This window comes from Comamonas aquatilis, from assembly GCF_965139575.1.
Taxonomy (GTDB): Bacteria; Pseudomonadota; Gammaproteobacteria; order Burkholderiales; family Burkholderiaceae_C; genus Comamonas; species Comamonas aquatilis.
The window spans coordinates 82,974-99,006 of sequence record NZ_CBCSIW010000005.1 but is presented as its reverse complement, the minus strand read 5'-3'; the positions used below and the strand labels follow the sequence as shown (position 1 = coordinate 99,006).

The 16,033-nt window shown below is 59.2% G+C and carries 14 protein-coding genes; 11 read left to right on the top strand and 3 right to left on the bottom strand.

The window, feature by feature from the left end; all coding sequences use genetic code 11:
* Positions 1-91 precede the first annotated feature (91 nt).
* The 11 genes from ACNAZA_RS08980 to ACNAZA_RS08930 all read left to right on the top strand — a co-directional run bounded on the left by ACNAZA_RS08980 (position 92) and on the right by ACNAZA_RS08930 (position 11,002).
* Positions 92-871 carry an enoyl-CoA hydratase/isomerase family protein gene (locus tag ACNAZA_RS08980; protein ID WP_415796207.1) on the top strand — a complete coding sequence of 260 codons (780 nt, stop codon included), beginning with the start codon at positions 92-94 and terminating at the stop codon, positions 869-871.
* Entirely contained in the window at positions 868-2,490 is a 1,623-nt protein-coding gene (locus ACNAZA_RS08975; RefSeq protein ID WP_415796205.1) for an acyl-CoA mutase large subunit family protein, read from the top strand. The genes ACNAZA_RS08980 and ACNAZA_RS08975 overlap by 4 nt, the downstream gene beginning before the upstream one ends.
* Positions 2,487-2,903, top strand: a complete 417-nt coding sequence (locus tag ACNAZA_RS08970; RefSeq protein ID WP_415796204.1) for a cobalamin B12-binding domain-containing protein — start codon at positions 2,487-2,489, stop codon at positions 2,901-2,903. Before ACNAZA_RS08975 ends, ACNAZA_RS08970 begins: the two co-directional genes overlap by 4 nt.
* Entirely contained in the window at positions 2,900-4,030 is a 1,131-nt protein-coding gene (locus tag ACNAZA_RS08965) for a CaiB/BaiF CoA transferase family protein (RefSeq protein ID WP_415796203.1), read from the top strand. Before ACNAZA_RS08970 ends, ACNAZA_RS08965 begins: the two co-directional genes overlap by 4 nt.
* Positions 4,024-4,962: an ArgK/MeaB family GTPase gene (locus tag ACNAZA_RS08960; protein ID WP_415796201.1), complete on the top strand. Its 939-nt coding sequence runs from the start codon at positions 4,024-4,026 to the stop codon at positions 4,960-4,962. The genes ACNAZA_RS08965 and ACNAZA_RS08960 overlap by 7 nt, the downstream gene beginning before the upstream one ends.
* Positions 4,956-5,921, top strand: coding sequence for a Bug family tripartite tricarboxylate transporter substrate binding protein (locus ACNAZA_RS08955; RefSeq protein WP_415796200.1), 966 nt, complete (start codon positions 4,956-4,958; stop codon positions 5,919-5,921). Before ACNAZA_RS08960 ends, ACNAZA_RS08955 begins: the two co-directional genes overlap by 7 nt.
* A complete protein-coding gene (locus ACNAZA_RS08950) occupies positions 5,922-6,227 on the top strand; it encodes a hypothetical protein (protein WP_415796198.1) in 306 nt (101 codons plus the stop codon).
* 36 nt (positions 6,228-6,263) lie between these two features.
* Positions 6,264-7,517, top strand: coding sequence for an ABC transporter substrate-binding protein (locus ACNAZA_RS08945; protein WP_415796196.1), 1,254 nt, complete (start codon positions 6,264-6,266; stop codon positions 7,515-7,517).
* 80 nt (positions 7,518-7,597) lie between these two features.
* Complete coding sequence (locus tag ACNAZA_RS08940) at positions 7,598-8,689, top strand: isopenicillin N synthase family dioxygenase (RefSeq protein ID WP_415796194.1); 1,092 nt, start codon at positions 7,598-7,600, stop codon at positions 8,687-8,689.
* A gap of 108 nt (positions 8,690-8,797) precedes the next feature.
* Positions 8,798-10,234, top strand: coding sequence for an aldehyde dehydrogenase family protein (locus ACNAZA_RS08935; protein WP_415796193.1), 1,437 nt, complete (start codon positions 8,798-8,800; stop codon positions 10,232-10,234).
* Positions 10,235-10,249: 15 nt separating this feature from the next.
* Positions 10,250-11,002, top strand: coding sequence for an SDR family oxidoreductase (locus ACNAZA_RS08930; protein ID WP_415796191.1), 753 nt, complete (start codon positions 10,250-10,252; stop codon positions 11,000-11,002).
* 217 nt (positions 11,003-11,219) lie between these two features.
* On the opposite strand, the gene ACNAZA_RS08925 is transcribed toward ACNAZA_RS08930, so the two are convergent.
* From ACNAZA_RS08925 to ACNAZA_RS08915, 3 genes are all read right to left on the bottom strand, one after another.
* Positions 11,220-12,689, bottom strand: a complete 1,470-nt coding sequence (locus tag ACNAZA_RS08925) for a sensor domain-containing diguanylate cyclase (protein ID WP_415796189.1) — start codon at positions 12,687-12,689, stop codon at positions 11,220-11,222.
* A 299-nt stretch (positions 12,690-12,988) separates the two neighbouring features.
* Positions 12,989-14,557 (bottom strand): EAL domain-containing protein, encoded by a 1,569-nt coding sequence (locus ACNAZA_RS08920; RefSeq protein WP_415796188.1) that lies wholly within the window; start codon positions 14,555-14,557, stop codon positions 12,989-12,991.
* Between the two features lie 338 nt (positions 14,558-14,895).
* On the bottom strand, positions 14,896-15,924 hold the full coding sequence (locus ACNAZA_RS08915; protein WP_415796186.1) for a GGDEF domain-containing protein: 1,029 nt from the start codon (positions 15,922-15,924) through the stop codon (positions 14,896-14,898).
* Between the last annotated feature and the right edge of the window lie 109 nt (positions 15,925-16,033).

Here is a 16,033-nt window from a genome sequence, read left to right as displayed (position 1 = left end):
AATTTGTTCCAAATGCTGAACTTGCATCCTTGTTTTCGAAAAACAGGCTTCCTACGATGGCTGTACAACATTTCACGGAGGCAATACCAAAGTGCAGGCCATTCAGGACATCAGCATCGGGCGAGAAGAGAACGGCGTGGTATGGATCACGATTGACAGGCCCCACAAACACAATGCGCTAGCAGGCCATGTGCTCACCTTCTTGGCTCAGGCGGTGGTGCAGGAGAGCGCACTACCCAACACTCGCCTGGTGCTGATTCGTGGCGCCGGTGAACGATTTTTTGCCGCCGGCGGCGATCTGCTAGAGCTTTCGGATGTTCGTGACGAAGCCGCAACCAAAGCCATGGCCGATCGTTCACGCGGTGCACTCGATGCCATTCGCCAATGCCCCGTACCGGTGCTGGCTTACCTGAACGGAGACGCCATCGGCGGCGGTGCCGAGCTGGCACTGGCTTGTGATCTGCGCTTGCAGGCAGCACACGCCCGCATCGGTTTTATCCAGGCACGTCTGGCCATCAGCAGCGCCTGGGGCGGCGGCCCTGATCTGTGCCAGCTCATTGGTAGCGCCCGCGCCATGCGGATGATGGCGCGCTGCGAAATGGTGGGCGTGCAGCAGGCCCTCGACTGGGGTCTGTCCGACCAGCTCATCAGCGACGGCCCGGATGGTCAGGACATGCAAACGTTTCTGGCTCCCATGCTTGCCTGCCCGGTCCATGTGCTGCGCGCCATCAAAGCCCAGACCAGCGCCTGGCGCAACGGCAAGAACTACGAACAGCGGCGCGACGTGGAGCGTCAGCAGGTCATGCGTACCTGGCTGCACGACGACCACTGGAGTGCATCGGACCGATTTCTTGCGAAAGGCAACCAATGAAACGAGACGACATCCTACGGTTTGAGGGTGCCCCCCCTCAGCTGTACCCCACGTCCCCTAGCGGCATTGATGTGCCGACCTGTGTAGATGCCTCAGCGGTGGATGCCGAGCGCATAGGCCAGCCCGGTGAGTACCCTTTCACCCGCGGTATTTTTCCCGACGGCTACCAGGGCAGGCTGTGGACCATACGCCAGTACTCTGGCTTCGGCACCGCCGAAGAATCCAATGAGCGATACAAGTTCTTGCTGGAAAAAGGACAGACCGGCCTGTCGGTGGCGCTGGACCTGCCCACGCAGTGCGGCCTGGATCCCACGCACCCCATGGCGCGACCGGAAATCGGCAAGGTAGGCGTCTCGCTGTCCAACCTCAGCGAGGCCGAGATTCTGTTCAAGGATCTGGACCTTTCCAAGATTTCCACCTCGTTCACCATCAACGGCACGGCGGCCATCATTTATGCCATGTACCTGGCCGTGGCCGACAAGCAGGGCGTACCGCGCAGCAAGCTCACCGGCACGATCCAGAACGACATCTTGAAAGAGTACGTGGCGCGCGGCACCTGGATTTTTCCGGTGCGCCCGTCCATGCGGCTGATTGCCGACAGCATTCTGTACTCCAACGAGCTCTCGCCACGCTTCAATCCGATCAGCATTGCTGGGGCCCATGTGCGGGATGCAGGAGCTACTGCGGCCGAAGAAATGGCCTACACCCTGGCCAACGGCCTGGCCTATGTGGATGAGCTGCGCAGCCGCGGCGGCGATGTCGAGAAGTTCGCCAAGCGCCTGTCCTTCTTCTTCTATGTGCACATGGACTTCTTCGACGAAATAGCGAAGTTCCGTGCCGGTCGCCGTCTCTGGGCCCGCCTGATGAAAGAGCGCTACGACGTTCAGGACCCCAAAGCCCAGCACTTCCGCTTTGGCGTGGTTTGCGGTGGCTCGTCTCTGGTAGCTCCTCAGCCCTACAACAACGTGGTGCGCGTGGCCGTCGAAACCATGGCCGCCGTCTTTGGCGGTGCGCAATCCATTTTCACCTGTGCCTTCGATGAGGCCTTCCAGATTCCGACCGAATCCTCGGCCGAGCTGGCGGTACGCACACAGCAGATTCTGGCCTACGAAAGCGGCATTGGCCGCACGGTGGACCCTCTGGGCGGCAGCTACTTCCTTGAGCAGCACACCGACCGCATGGAAGAACAGATCGTCGGCATCATGGATGAAATCGACGCTTACGGCGGAGTGGTGCGAGCCATTGAAGACGGCTGGCTGCAGATGCGTCTGGCTGAGCGCGGGCTGGAGCGCAAGCTCGACACGGATGCCGGGAAAAGCGTAGTGGTGGGCCAGAACCACTTCAAGAAAGAGAACGAGGAAATCAAGGTGGGCGAGGTATTCACACTCGATCCCACTGTCGCGCAGCGAGCGCTGGAGAAATACCAGCATGTGATGGACACCCGCGACAACTCAGCCGTCAAACACGCTCTCTCCCGCCTTTCCGCTGCGGCTGCCAAGGATGACGACAACGTCATGCCCTATCTGGTCGAGTGCTGCCACGCTTACGCCACGGTCGAAGAGATGACGGATTGCCTCAAAGCGCAATGGGGTGAATTCAAGGAGCCGGTGAACTTATGAGCACGCAACAACGCACTGCCAAATTGGCATCCAAACGCATCCTGATCGGCAAACCCGGACTGGACGGGCACGACATCGGGGCCAAGATCATTGCGCTGACCTTGCGCAACGCAGGAGCCGAAGTGATCTACACCGGCCTGCGCCGCAGCCCAGCACAGATCGCCCAGGTCGCCATTGACGAAGGGGTGGATGCGGTGGGCTTGAGCATTCTCTCGGGCAGCCACAAAGAGCTGGTGGCCGATGTGATTGCCCAGTTACGCGAGATGAACGCGCACGACGTGAAGGTGTTTGTCGGCGGCACCATACCCGCTGAAGATCACGCCTCGCTGCACCAGTTGGGTGTCAGTGCCGTGTTCACCGCCGATATGCCGCTGGACACCGTAGTGGCATCTCTGGCCGAAAGCCTGGCATGACGGCGCCACTGGCTGGAATCCGCGTCATCGAGGTCGGCCACATGCTGGCTGGCCCCTACTGCGGACTCATGCTGGCGGATATGGGTGCGGAGGTCATCAAGATCGAAACGCCTGAGGGTGACATCGCCCGCTCGGTGAGCCCGCACTATGTCGGGCCGCACAACGCCTACTTTGCCAGCCTCAATCGCAGCAAAAAAAGCGTGGTGCTGGATCTAGCCAGCCCCAGGGGGCAGGAAGCACTGGCCGATCTGGCCAGTACCTCCCATGCCCTGATCACCAACCTCAGGCCTTCGGCCATACGTAAATTGGGTCTGACATATGAAAGCCTGCGAGACGTTAACGAGCGCCTGGTCTGCGTGGCGCTCACCGGCTACGGCCTGAATGGCCCGTACTCCGACAATCCTGCCTATGACTATGTCATCCAGGCACTGACCGGAGTGATGGCCCTCACAGGCGATCCTTCTGCACCGCCCACCAAGGCCGGTTACTCCGCCGTAGACAATTCGGCCGGTCTCGTTGCCGCAGTGGGACTGCTGGCCAAGATCGTGCAAGGACAAGGCGGCCAAGTCGACGTCGCGATGTACGACGTGATGCTCTCGCAGCTCAATTATCTGGCGGGCGCAGCACTCAACGCCGGCGAGACGATCGAGCGACTGGCTGATTCATCGCACCCTTACGTGGTTCCGGCCCAGATTTTTGCCACCGCCGATGGCTGGCTGACGCTGTTCATCACGCACGACAAGTTCTGGGAAATTTTCTGCCTCGAACTCGGCCTGCCTCAATGGGTGCAGCATCCGCACTTTGCCACCATGACAGCACGGCGCATGCACCGCGCAGAAGTCGTTCCCGCCATTGCGCAGGTGCTGCAGCAGGCCCCGGCATCGGAATGGGTACGGCGCCTGGCACCGCTGGGCGTGGTTGCGGCCGAAGTGGGTACGCTCAATACGGCGCTCAAGGGCGACATCGCCCGCTCGCGCGAACTGGTGGTGCCTCTGGGCGATGGCAGCCTGCCGCTCAGCGCGGTGGCCAGCCCCATCCGCTTCGACAACTTCACTCCTTCCTACCGCTTGCCGCCGCTGCTCAATGAGCACGCTGCAGAACTGCTGGGAAAGGACGTGACATGCTGATGAACAACTCGGCGCTGGATCGCTCATCTCTGGGCCGCGCTCTGACCAAGCTGGCCAATGCCGACGTCTCAGGCGCCGCCCTGCTCTCGCCGCGGTCGCAGCCCGAAAAGCTGGCGCAGCGTATCGGAGTGACCGGTGCCCCGGGTGCCGGAAAGAGCACGCTGGTGGGGCACCTGGCCATGCTGAGGCTGCAAACCCGGGCCCGCCTGGGCGTGTTGGCCGTGGACCCCAGCAGCCCGCACAGCGGAGGGGCGATCCTGGGCGACCGCATCCGCATGGACGATATCGCTGGCAGTCACGAGCTGTACATCCGCTCCCTTGGCTCGCGCAAAACCACAGATGGGCTGGCCGACAACCTGCCGGAAATGCTCGACCTGATGGATGCCTATGGCTTCGATGAGGTACTGCTGGAGACCGTTGGTGTGGGCCAGGCGGAGTACGCGGTACGCGCCCAGGTGGACACCCTGGTGCTGGTGCTGTTGCCGGACAGCGGTGACGTGGTTCAGGCCATGAAGGCCGGAATCATGGAAATGGCCGATATCTTTGTGGTCAACAAGGCCGACTTGCCTGGCGCCCAGCGCATGGTGGCCGATATCCGGCGCATCGCTGCCGTCAGCCGCCGTGCGCCGGATGCGTGGGTAGCGCCCATTTTGTTGACATCCTCGGCACAGCCGGAATCCATTACCGCGCTGGCCCAGGCGGTAGAGCAGCACCAGGCTTGGCTGGCCGGCACCAGCGGGCACCAGCAGACCTTGCACGCCCAAAGGGCTCGCTACCGGCTGAAGCGAAACCTGGAGCGGCGGCTGGGCGATGCCATTGCATGCCAGAACACCGAATTTTTCTCAGCGCCTGCTGCGCAACAGCTGGCGAACATCCTCGATGCCGTGCAAACAACGTTCGCGGCAGACATGCAGAAAGCTTCGCCATGCTGAAAAACATGCTTTTGCTGCTCACTGCTGCCTGTGTGCAACTGGGATTGTCAGCTCCGGTCGCTCACGCTTTTCCAGACAAGCCTGTACGGATCATCGTGCCGCAGACTCCCGGGGGCGCTTCCGATGCGCTGGCGCGGATCATGGCGCAAAAGCTGAGCGAAAAATGGGAGCAGCCCGTCATCGTGGATAACCGCCCCGGCGCGGGCGGCAATATCGGCATGGGGGCGGTGGTCGCCTCCGCCGCCGACGGTCATGTGCTGCTAATGACCTATGTGGGCACCCAGGCCATCAATGGTGCGCTGTACCGCAATCTGCCTTTTGACCCAGTGGCAGATTTCGCTGCCGTGGCCACACTGGCTACTTTGCCGTTCGTGATTGTGGGACGCAGCAATGCACCATTTCACACGGTGGCGGAGTTGGTGGGAACAGCCAAAAATGGGCGCGTGACCTATGGTTCCGCCGGCAACGGCTCGGTCAATCACTTGCTGGGCGAGATGTTCAGTGCCGGTGCCAAGGTCAAGCTGGAGCATGTTCCTTACCGCGGGGCGGCGCAGGCGCTGCAAGACCTGCTGGCCGGCCAGATCGATGTGGTCTTCACCAGTCTGCCATCCGTGGCCGGGCAGCTCAAAAGCGGCAATCTGCGTCCGATTGCGGTAACCAGCGCCCGCCGTGCCAAAGCCTTTGCACAGATCCCTACGGTGGCAGAGGCAGGCCTCCCCGATTTTGACGTCGCCCCCTGGTTCGGTCTGATGGCACCCGGTCGTGTGCTGCGTGAAGTCATCATGAAAATCAACACCGATGTGAACGATCTGCTGCTCAGCCGCGAGGTGAGCGCCAGTTTCGAAGCACAAGGCGCGGAACCTTTTCCGACGTCACCCGATGAATTCGGACAACAGCTGCGCGCCGATGCCCTGCGCTGGGGCAAGGTGGTTCGCACTTCTGGCGCGCGACTGGACTGAATGATGACGCGCACGCACATTCGCCTGTCCAAAAAAGCCATCCACGCCGGCACCGCAAAGCAGGCATCTCCGGCGGAGGTGAATACGGCCAGGACAGCCGCACTTTCCCTGCTGCACCACAGCGTGCAGCACAGGCACAAGCAGCTGGCTCTGATCCGGCTGCTGAATGCGGTGCAGCTGAGTGCGGATATTGACGCAGTGTCGTGGGATCACTGCCTGACCGTCGCCAAGGCATCGGCCAGTCTGCGGGAGCTGCAGCTGCTGTACGCCATGCGAGGCCAGTGCGCAAGTAGGCAAGCGCTGTAGATGCTTGCAGTTCGACTTTTCAACAAGGAGAGTTTGATGCCGACACCCAAAAAGCGTTTTGCCCGTCGTGAGTCTTTCAGCCCCGGCTGCCTGACAGGCCTTGCCCTGATTCTGTCTGCGTGGGGATCTGCAGCAACAGCGCAGCCGAAGGTCTCGGACGACGTCATCCGCATTGGGGTTCAGGCGGACATGTCTGGACTGTATTCCGACATGGGTGGGCCGGGAATAACCGAGGCCGTGAAATTGGCCGTGGCGGATGCCGGCGGTACGGTCATTGGCAAAAAAATAGAAGTGATTGCCTCCAACCATTCGGCCAAAGCCGATGCCGCCGCCACCCGGGCTCGCGAATGGTTTGACACCCAGGGCGTGGATATGATCATCAGCGGCCCCAGCTCGGGCACCAGCCTGGCGATTGCCAAAGTCGCGACGGAGAAGAAAAAAATCGTAATGGTCACTGGCGGCGTGGCCGCGCAGCTGACCAACGAAGAATGCTCACCCTACATCATTCACTATCTGTACGACACCGTGGCTCTGGCGCGCGGCACAGCTTCAGCCATGAGCAAGCAAGGCGGCAAGAGCTGGTACTTTCTTACGGTGGACTACGCCTTTGGTGATTCTCTGGAGCGCCAGACCGCCCAGGTCGTCAAAGCCAATGGCGGCAAAGTCATGGGCAGCGTGCGCCATCCGCTCTCGGCCTCGGATTTTTCGTCCTTCCTGCTGCAGGCCAAAGCCTCGGGCGCCCAGGTGCTGGGCCTGGCCAATGGCGGCGGCGACACCATCAATTCCATCAAGGCAGCCAATGAGTTTGGCGTGTCCCAGTCCATGAAGATTGCCGGCTTGATGCTGTTTCTGACCGATGTGCACTCGCTCGGTCTGAAACTCACCCAGGGCATCAACCTGACTGAAGCCTGGTACTGGGACAGCAATGACAAAACACGGGCTTGGTCTCAGCGCTTCCAAGGCAAGATGAGAAAGATGCCCACCAGCATGCAGGCTGCCAGCTACTCCGCCGCACTGCAGTACCTGCTTGCAGTCAAAGCGGCCGGAACCGATCAATCAGAGCAAGTGATGGCGCAGCTAAAAAAACAAAAAATCGACGATATGTATACCGCGGATGGCTTCATCCGTGAGGATGGCCGAATGGTCCACGACTTGCGGTTGATGGCGGTCAAGAGCCCGGCTGAATCCAAGAAGCCTTGGGACTATTACAAGGAGCTGCAAGTCATTCCGGGCAGTCAAGCGTTTGCCTCCAAAGCGGAGTCCAAATGCAAAAGCTGGGTGGGAGGGTAAGCCAAAGCAAAGTCATTCCCTACACCCCACAAGTCAGTGCATCCCTTTCCAAGCAATTACTAAGATCAGGAGACATAGCGATGACAACCACTACCCCTAATTTTTTGAAGAACACAACGGCTCCTTCCGAAGCCGTGCGCAAAGCCATCGTGGAAGCCAAGGAACTGCCCATTCTGGACGTTGGCCCTTATCTGGCAGGCGTTCCTGGAGCACTGGAGCAGTTAGGTGCCGATGTGCGCCACATTCAGGAGAATCTGGGCTTTTTCGCTATCATCAACCACGGCATTCCCCAGACGCTGATTGATGAATCGTTCCACCAGACAGCTCAGCTGTTTGAAATATCGGGCGATGAAAAAAACAAGCACCGGGTGGGCTATCACCATCAGGGCTATCTGCCGCCGAAGTCCTCGATCCTGCAGTCGACTGCCATCAAGGAAAAGATCGCACTCAACACGAAGAAAGACACCAACTCCGCCTGGCTTTTCATGCGTGAACGCGATGCCAACGACCCCAAGGTCAAGGCCAATGTGCGCCACCGCGGTCTGAATCAATGGCCCAGCAGCCTGCCGACATTCAAGAGCACGCTCTACCAATACCAGACATCGATGGAAAAGCTGGGCAAGGAGCTTCTGCCGATATATGCCCGCGCACTGAATCTGCGCGCTGATTACTTCGACAGCATGTTCCAGACCCCCGAGTACTACCAGCGTTGTGCCTACTACCATCCCGAGGAAAAGATGGAAGAAGGGCAGTTTGCGCTGGCACCTCACTCGGACGGCAGCTTTCTGACGCTGCTGCCCATGACACCCGTTCCAGGTTTGCAGGTGATGACGCCCAACAAAGAATGGCTGAGCGTGAAGTACGTGAAGGACGCACTGATAGTTAACACCGGCCAAGTGCTCAACCGCCTATCGAACGACCATTTCATTGCTACACCGCACCGCGTCATCAACCCGCCGCACAAGCGCTATGCCATGACTTTCTTCTTCTACCCCGATGACGACGCCAGCGTGGCTCCGATTGCCGAGTGTGTGCAGTCCGGCGAGAAGGCAAAGTACGATTCACGCACGTTCTACGACTTCTTTGTCCCTTATCTGGACGACCTCTACCACTACAACGACACCAACTTCATGAAGGAAGTGGAGCCCGAGCGCGCGATGGCGCAAGGCTGACCAGCTTGCATCGCCGTCTTTGCCCGACCGGTGTCATACAGACCTCGCAGGTGCTGTGCGTAGTGGGCAAGGACGGGACAGCCGTTTTTCAAATTACCAGGGGCCAATGTGAAGAGCCAGTTACTCATCAACGGAAATTGGGTGGACGCGCTGGAAGGCGGAACCATCGATGTGGTCGATCCTTGTACAGCGCGTCCGTTTGGCACCATTGCACGCGGCCGGTCCGAAGACGTGAACCGGGCTGTCGCCGCTGCACAGGCTGCCATGGAGGGTGCCTGGGGGCGAACCACTGCCACCGAGCGTGGGCGCATTTTGCAGCGCCTGGCGCAGATCATCGTTGCCAACGGCGAGGAGCTGGCACAACTGGAAGCGCGCGATACCGGCAAGCCGATAGCCGTAGCCCGAGCCGATGCGGCGGCCGTGGCACGCTATTTCGAGTTTTACGGGGGAGCAGCCGATAAGGTGCACGGCCAGACCATCCCTTATCTGAATGGCTATAACGTGAGCGTGGTGCGCGTTCCGCATGGCGTGACCGGCCACATCATTCCCTGGAACTACCCGGCGCAAATGATGGGGCGCACGCTGGCCCCCGCACTGGCCATGGGCAATGCTGCGGTGGTGAAACCCTCAGAGGACGCCTGCCTTAGCGCACTCAAACTGGCAGAGCTGGCCATGGAAGCGGGACTTCCTGCCGGAGCACTGAACATCGTCACCGGCTACGGTGCCGAGGCCGGCGCCGCGCTCACCGCACATCCGGGCGTCAATTTTGTGACCTTCACCGGTTCGCCCGAAGCCGGCGTGCTGGTACAGCAGGCCACGGCACGCCACCACGTGCCTTGCGTGCTGGAGCTGGGAGGAAAGTCACCTCAAATCGTTTTTGATGATGCGAATCTGGCCAAAGCTGTTCCGGCCATCGTGCGCGCTATCGTGCAAAACGCGGGGCAAACCTGCTCGGCTGGCAGCCGCCTGCTAGTGCAGCAGGGAGTGTATGACGCGTTCGTCAAGACCGTGGCCGAACACTTTTCCGCTCTGCGTGTGGGCACGCCGGAAATGGATCTGGACTGCGGCCCGCTGATCAGCGCCAAGCAGCAAATGCGTGTGCAGGCCTTTATCGACGAAGCCGTGCAGCAAGGCATTCCGCTGCTGGCCCAGGGTCGCCTGGCTGATGGACTATCGGATGATGGCTTCTTTGTAGCCCCAGTCTTGTTCGGTGCGGTGCCCCGCGACAGCCGTCTGGCTTGTCAGGAAATTTTCGGCCCGGTGCTGGCCCTGATGCCATTCACCGACGAAGAAGATGCCGTGCTCCTGGCGAATGCCACAGAGTTTGGTCTCGTCGCCGGCATATGGACCGAGAACGGCAGCCGCCAGTCGCGCATGGCCCAGCGTATTGCCAGCGGGCAGGTGTTCATCAACTGCTATGGCGCCGGCGGTGGCGTGGAGCTGCCATTTGGTGGCGTGAAGAAAAGCGGATACGGCAGGGAAAAAGGCTTGATGGCACTCGAAGAGATGAGTACCACCAAGACCATTGTTCAACACTACGAATGATCCGGAGACAACAACATGAGTGCATTGACCAATAAAGTGGCCATCGTCACGGGCGCAGGCAGCGGCTTCGGTGCTGCAACCGCCAAAGCCTTTGTGCAAGCCGGGGCCAAGGTGATACTGGCCGATCTGCGCCTGGAAGCGGCGCAGCTTGTGGCCAAAGCGCTGGGTGCCAACGCCTTAGCTGTGGCCTGCGACGTAAGCAAAGGCGAACAGGTACAGGCCATGGTGGAGCAGTGTGTAAGCCACTTCGGCACGCCGGATGTGGTGGTTAACAACGCCGGCACCACACACCGCAACCAGCCCATGTTGGAAGTGGACGAAGCCACGTTCGACCGCGTCTTCAACGTCAATGTGAAATCCATCTACCACATGACCCGCGCCGTGGTGCCGCTGATGCAAAAGCGCAAGGACGGCGTGATCATCAACATCGGTTCGGTCGGCAGCATCCGCCCTCGCCCGGGACTGACTTGGTACAACAGCTCCAAGGGCGCGGTCAAAGTAATGACCAAGTCGATGGCCGTGGAGCTCGCCCCTTTGGGCATTCGCGTGAATCTGATTGCCCCCGTCATGTCGCCAACAGGCTTGCTGCAGGACTTTATGGGTGTGGCTGACAGCGAAGAAAACCGCTCACGTTTTGTATCCACCATCCCTATGGGACGCATGTGCGATCCCACGGATGTTGCAAATGCCGCGCTGTATCTGGCAAGCCCGCAATCGGCATTTCTCACGGGTATTGAGCTGCCAGTTGACGGAGGCAGATCCATTTAATGTCATCAGGGACTGGGCATTTGGCGTAGACATCTGTCAAACCAATTTACCCAGATCCCGGATGCCTCTGTGCCAAGGCCGCCGTGCTGCAGCCGCACTCGCGCATGGTCTTGCCATCAAATCTGCAGCAGAAGCTCCCCAGCCAGCACAAAGTAATCGACGCAGAAAATAAAGGCTGCGAAGCGCAAAGCTTTGCTGCCTTTTCCCCTTTCGCAGCTCACTCTGTGCTCGAACGACGATTGCGCTCCTTGCTCTGGTAGGCGCGGGCCTTCTCGGCGTACATGGCTTGATCCGCCCGCTGCACAATCGCTTCTACGGGCGATCCCTCATGACCACAGGCATGACCCATGGACACATGAATGGTGTGCCCGGGATAGAACTGATTGTTCAACTCCAGCAATGACAGGATGCGCTCCTGCAATGCGATGGCACCCCGCTCATCCGTGCCGGGCAGCAGCACCATGAACTCATCTCCGCCAATGCGGCAGGCACAGGCCGGAGCGTCCACCGCTTTCGCAAGCACCTCGCCCATGCGCCGCAGCATGGCATCCCCCGCCGCATGCCCCCGTTCGTCATTGACGGTCTTGAGGCCATTCATGTCTATGGCGATCAAGGACAAGGGCCACGGGCCTTTGCGGGACAGTCGATTCAACTCTTCGGTATAGAAGGCGCGATTGCGCAGCTGGGTCAGCACATCATGCTTGCCCAGATACTCCAGATAGGCCTCCGCTTTTTTACGTGCGGTGATGTCCACCAGTGACAGCAGCACTAGGCCCCAGTTTTCCGCATGACTGGTCATGATGGAAAACTCCAGGTGAATGTGAAGCACATCGCCTGCCAGGCCGTAGTTCACCACTTCTCGTTGCTGCACCAGCTTTCCATCCCAGAGGTCGATCAGTTGCTCGGCAAACGAGTCATACATTTCGCCCCGAAAGATGCGAGACAGGCTGCGCAGCAATTGCGCCTTGTTCTCTGCACCGAACATCTTCAACGTCTGACGATTGACATCGATCACCTGGATTTCCTGCATGCAGCGCGTCACGAACTCCGGATGAACCTTGAGAAAGGTTCGGAAATCGGTGATGCCGCGTGCACGTACTTCGTCCATCAGTCGCTTGACCACGCTGAAGTCTTCTACCCACAGCGATACCGGCGAGTACTCAAACAGGTCTCGGGCATATTGCTCGCTCTGCTGCAACTGCGCCGTGCCCTGCACTTCGGCGGTCACATCCTCCAACGAAACCAGCACCCGGCTCCAGCTGTCTTCATAACCTGGCAGCACACGGGCGCGGACCTGCACATCCAGCCTGCGCCCATCCAGGTCATAGTTGACCGAGCGGGTCTCGAAACTCAGTTGCCCCTGCCAAAGCGCCAGCAACTCGTTCACGATGCTCTCGAGCATGTCGCCGCGAAAAACCTCATGCAGACGACTTTTCAAGCTCTCCTGGTCTGCGGCCTTGAAGAGATCCAGGGTGTACTGGTTGACCTGCAGCACCTTGTAGGATTGGCTGCAGCGCCTTAGCCGTTCGGGATCGTCCTTCAAGAAAGCGAGCAGATCGTCGACCCCCTGCGCTCGCCACTGATCGAACAATTGCTTGAGCCCGCTGTAATCCTCCATCCAGAGCGATACAGGGGCAAGGTTGAACATATCCTCAAAGTCCAGACCGTCCGCGAGTGAATTTGTCACAAACAACACCTCCACTCGCAATTATTACCGCTGTCGGCAAATACACGCTCAGCCTTGCGAGAGCGCAGGGTCTCAGCCCAGCAACACGCTTTTGTACAGCCCATTGGATCAAAGCAATAACCCAACAAGTGCCTTGCCAAAACCGTCAGGCACGACTACATAAGTCCAATGAATTGATGCGGTGGCTGCGGGCGTTCAAGCATTTCAACAAGCGTCCCTCTCATTGAAATTTGAAGATATTGCAGGCGAAAAAACCGAAGGCAAGTGCTTGAAATTGCCCACCGGTACCGAGGTCACAATCAGATGATTTCCGGAGCTACCGAGGCAACATCGTTGCTGGCACGCATGAAACCCATGAGATCCCCCATGGACATGGGCCTTGCAAAAAGCCAGCCCTGGGCATATTGAACTCCGGCGGCGCGCAAGGTATCTCGCTGGCGCTCGGTTTCCACACCTTCGGCAATCATCTCAAGCCCCAAGGTTCGCGCAATCTCGATGATGTGCAAAGCCACCTTGGAGGTCGAAGAGTTCTGTTCAAAGGAGTCTACGAACATCTTGTCGATCTTCAGCAAGTCCAGGTCATAAGTGGCCAAGTACGAAAGGCTGGAGCTGCCGGTGCCAAAGTCGTCGATGGCGACTTTAAAGCCCTGTGCACGCACGGAAACCAGCCTTCCCTTGGCTTTGTCTGGTTGCATCAGACCTCGTTCCGTCGCTTCTATCAAAATGTTGCGCGATTGCGCGCCAGCATGCTGCAGCAGAGTCGCCAGCTGACCTTCCATCTGCGGCGAGTGCAGATCTTCGGCTGAAAAATTGATAGCAATATGGGTATCTGGATAGGCCGTGAGCAGCGCCACGGAATCGCGCGCGACCATTTCCATGACCTGCGCCGTAACCTGCTTGATCAAGCCATGGCTTTCAGCTTCGGGAATAAAAACGGCCGGACTCACAGGCGGCTCATCCGGCGGGCTCCAGCGGATCAAGGCCTCGGCGCCCACGCAGCGATTGGTGCGCAGATCCATCACAGGCTGATAGACCATATGAAACTCCTTGCGCCGCAAGGCCTCACGCAGACGCGCTTTAAACGAGAGTTGATAGCGCGCACGCAACAGCACGACCAGAGCCAGCAGAGCACCGATGATCACGCCTACAGGGATCATGCGGGCTGCCGCACCATCGACATACGACCTTACTTGCTCGCGCGGCATGGCGGCAAACGCAGCGGTAGTGCCGAGATCAGAGGGTTTGATGCTCACCCAGCGGCCTTGGTCATCTTCAAAAAACGTTTCTACACCCTTGAATTGCTGTATCCAATCTTCATCCACCTCACCCATGGATTGAATGATTTTTTGGTCACTGACAGAAAATTGACCCACGGCCATGCCAGGGAAAGCCGCAACATCTGACACCAGTTCAGGCAGGTAGATGACCGCATAGCCCGCACGAGAAAAAACAGAAAACATGGGCGCTGGGTTTTGAGGCAGCTTGATCGCATCCCAAAAGCGCGGCATTCCCGGTAGAGGATAGTTTCTGTCAGGCGCACCGATATCTATCGCTTCGCTACCGCCCAGGGTCGAGCACTCCAGCAGGTTGACGCGAATTCGACCAACACCCTGCAGATAGCTGGATACAGCGGCCACTGCACGCATGCGCTCCAGGTCTGCCTCCGAGCAGGGAACTTCGTAATCCTCGGCAACCAGCTGATCAATCGCCGCATTGGCCTGAAAGCGGAGTACGGCCGATCGATTCAGCACACCTCTGGTCGCCAGGGCCAAAAGCCCATTGGCCTCTTTATGGCCTTGCACCCAGGCCAGGTAAATCGACGCGCCAACAGGCAGGGAAAAGGCCAGCCATGCGCCAACACATGCCATGACCATTATTTTGGTTCGACGCTTGACCATGCGAATCTCCTTGCGCGCACAGACGGGCAGTGATTCTCTACATTGCAGGGCTGCCTGCTTCGGCTCTTCTACCACCGGGGTCCGCCTTCAAATCAAGGATTTGCGAGAATTTCTTTCTCTCCCTCATCTTGCCAGCGAGATTTCTTACTCAACAACTGGATGCGGTCCGTTGTCAATATTTCACATAGGAGTGGATTTGCAAAGAAGTGCGCACAAACTTCAAAAACAATAGCAACACTTTCATAGCTGAGAAGCACAAGGCCGCAAGACTCTTACCCTGCGGCCTTGGTGGATGAAGCAGCAAGGCTTCAATGCATGGCGGTAGCCGCCCGTTTCTGGCGGGCAGCCTTGACGCGGTACATGGCGGCATCGGCCTTCTGCAAGGCATCGTCCACATCGGTTTCATCGGGCGAGAGGCTGATCACGGCCACGCTGGCGCCTTCGTAGATCAGCTCGCGCCCGCCGGACAGCGAGACCGTGATGGCCGAAGCCGCCGCCAGGCGCTGCTGCAAGTCCGTGGCGATGGCGTCGCCATCGTCGCTGAGCTGCGGGCCCGAGCCCACGATGACAAACTCATCGCCGCCAAAGCGGGCCAGCATGTCGCTGCTGCGCACCGATGCAGCCAACTGCTCGCCCAGTGAACACAGCAAGGCGTCTCCGGCCTCATGACCATGCTGGTCGTTGATCTGCTTGAATCGATCCAGATCCAGAAAGCCCACCAGCACCCATTCGCGGCTGCGACGGCAGTGGCTGATGACACGCTGGAGTTCTTCGGTCAGACAGCGGCGGTTGGGCAGCCCGGTCAGGGCGTCCAGCAGCACCAGCGACGACAGCTCCCGGTTGGCCTGTTGCAGCGATTGCACCAGCTGCTCGCGCTCGGCAAAACCGGCAATGATCTTGGCGAACAGGCGCAAGGCGCTTTCCGCATCTTGCGGCAATTGGGCCGAGCGGCGACTGGCTGCGCACAAGGTGCCATAAAGCGAGCCGCTGGCAAAACGCACCGGCGTGCTGACATAGGTCTGAATACCCAGCTCGCGCGCCGCACCCGAATCCCCCCAGCACTCGGCCACATTGCCGGTGTACATGCGCCCCTCATCCAGCGCACGCTTGCACAAGGTGTCTCCCCAGGGCACTTCCAGTCCTTCAGGCAGATTGAGTTCGCCGGTATTGAGCGAATAGATCACGTTCTGCACACCGCGCGCCTCGTCAACGGTGGTGAGATAGGCGGACTCCAGATCCGTCAGCTCCACCAGTATCTCCAGCAAGGGGCGGGTCATACCGCTCAGAGTCTGAGCCGAACTCACCGACTGGGAAAGCCTATGCACCATGGATTGCATTTTTATTACTCCAACGCCGCGTCAATACAGATCAATTGAATCGCTCAATTTTCTTCTAATCACAAAACTGTCAAGCTCAGTTCAGGTTTCATGCGCCATGACTCAAACA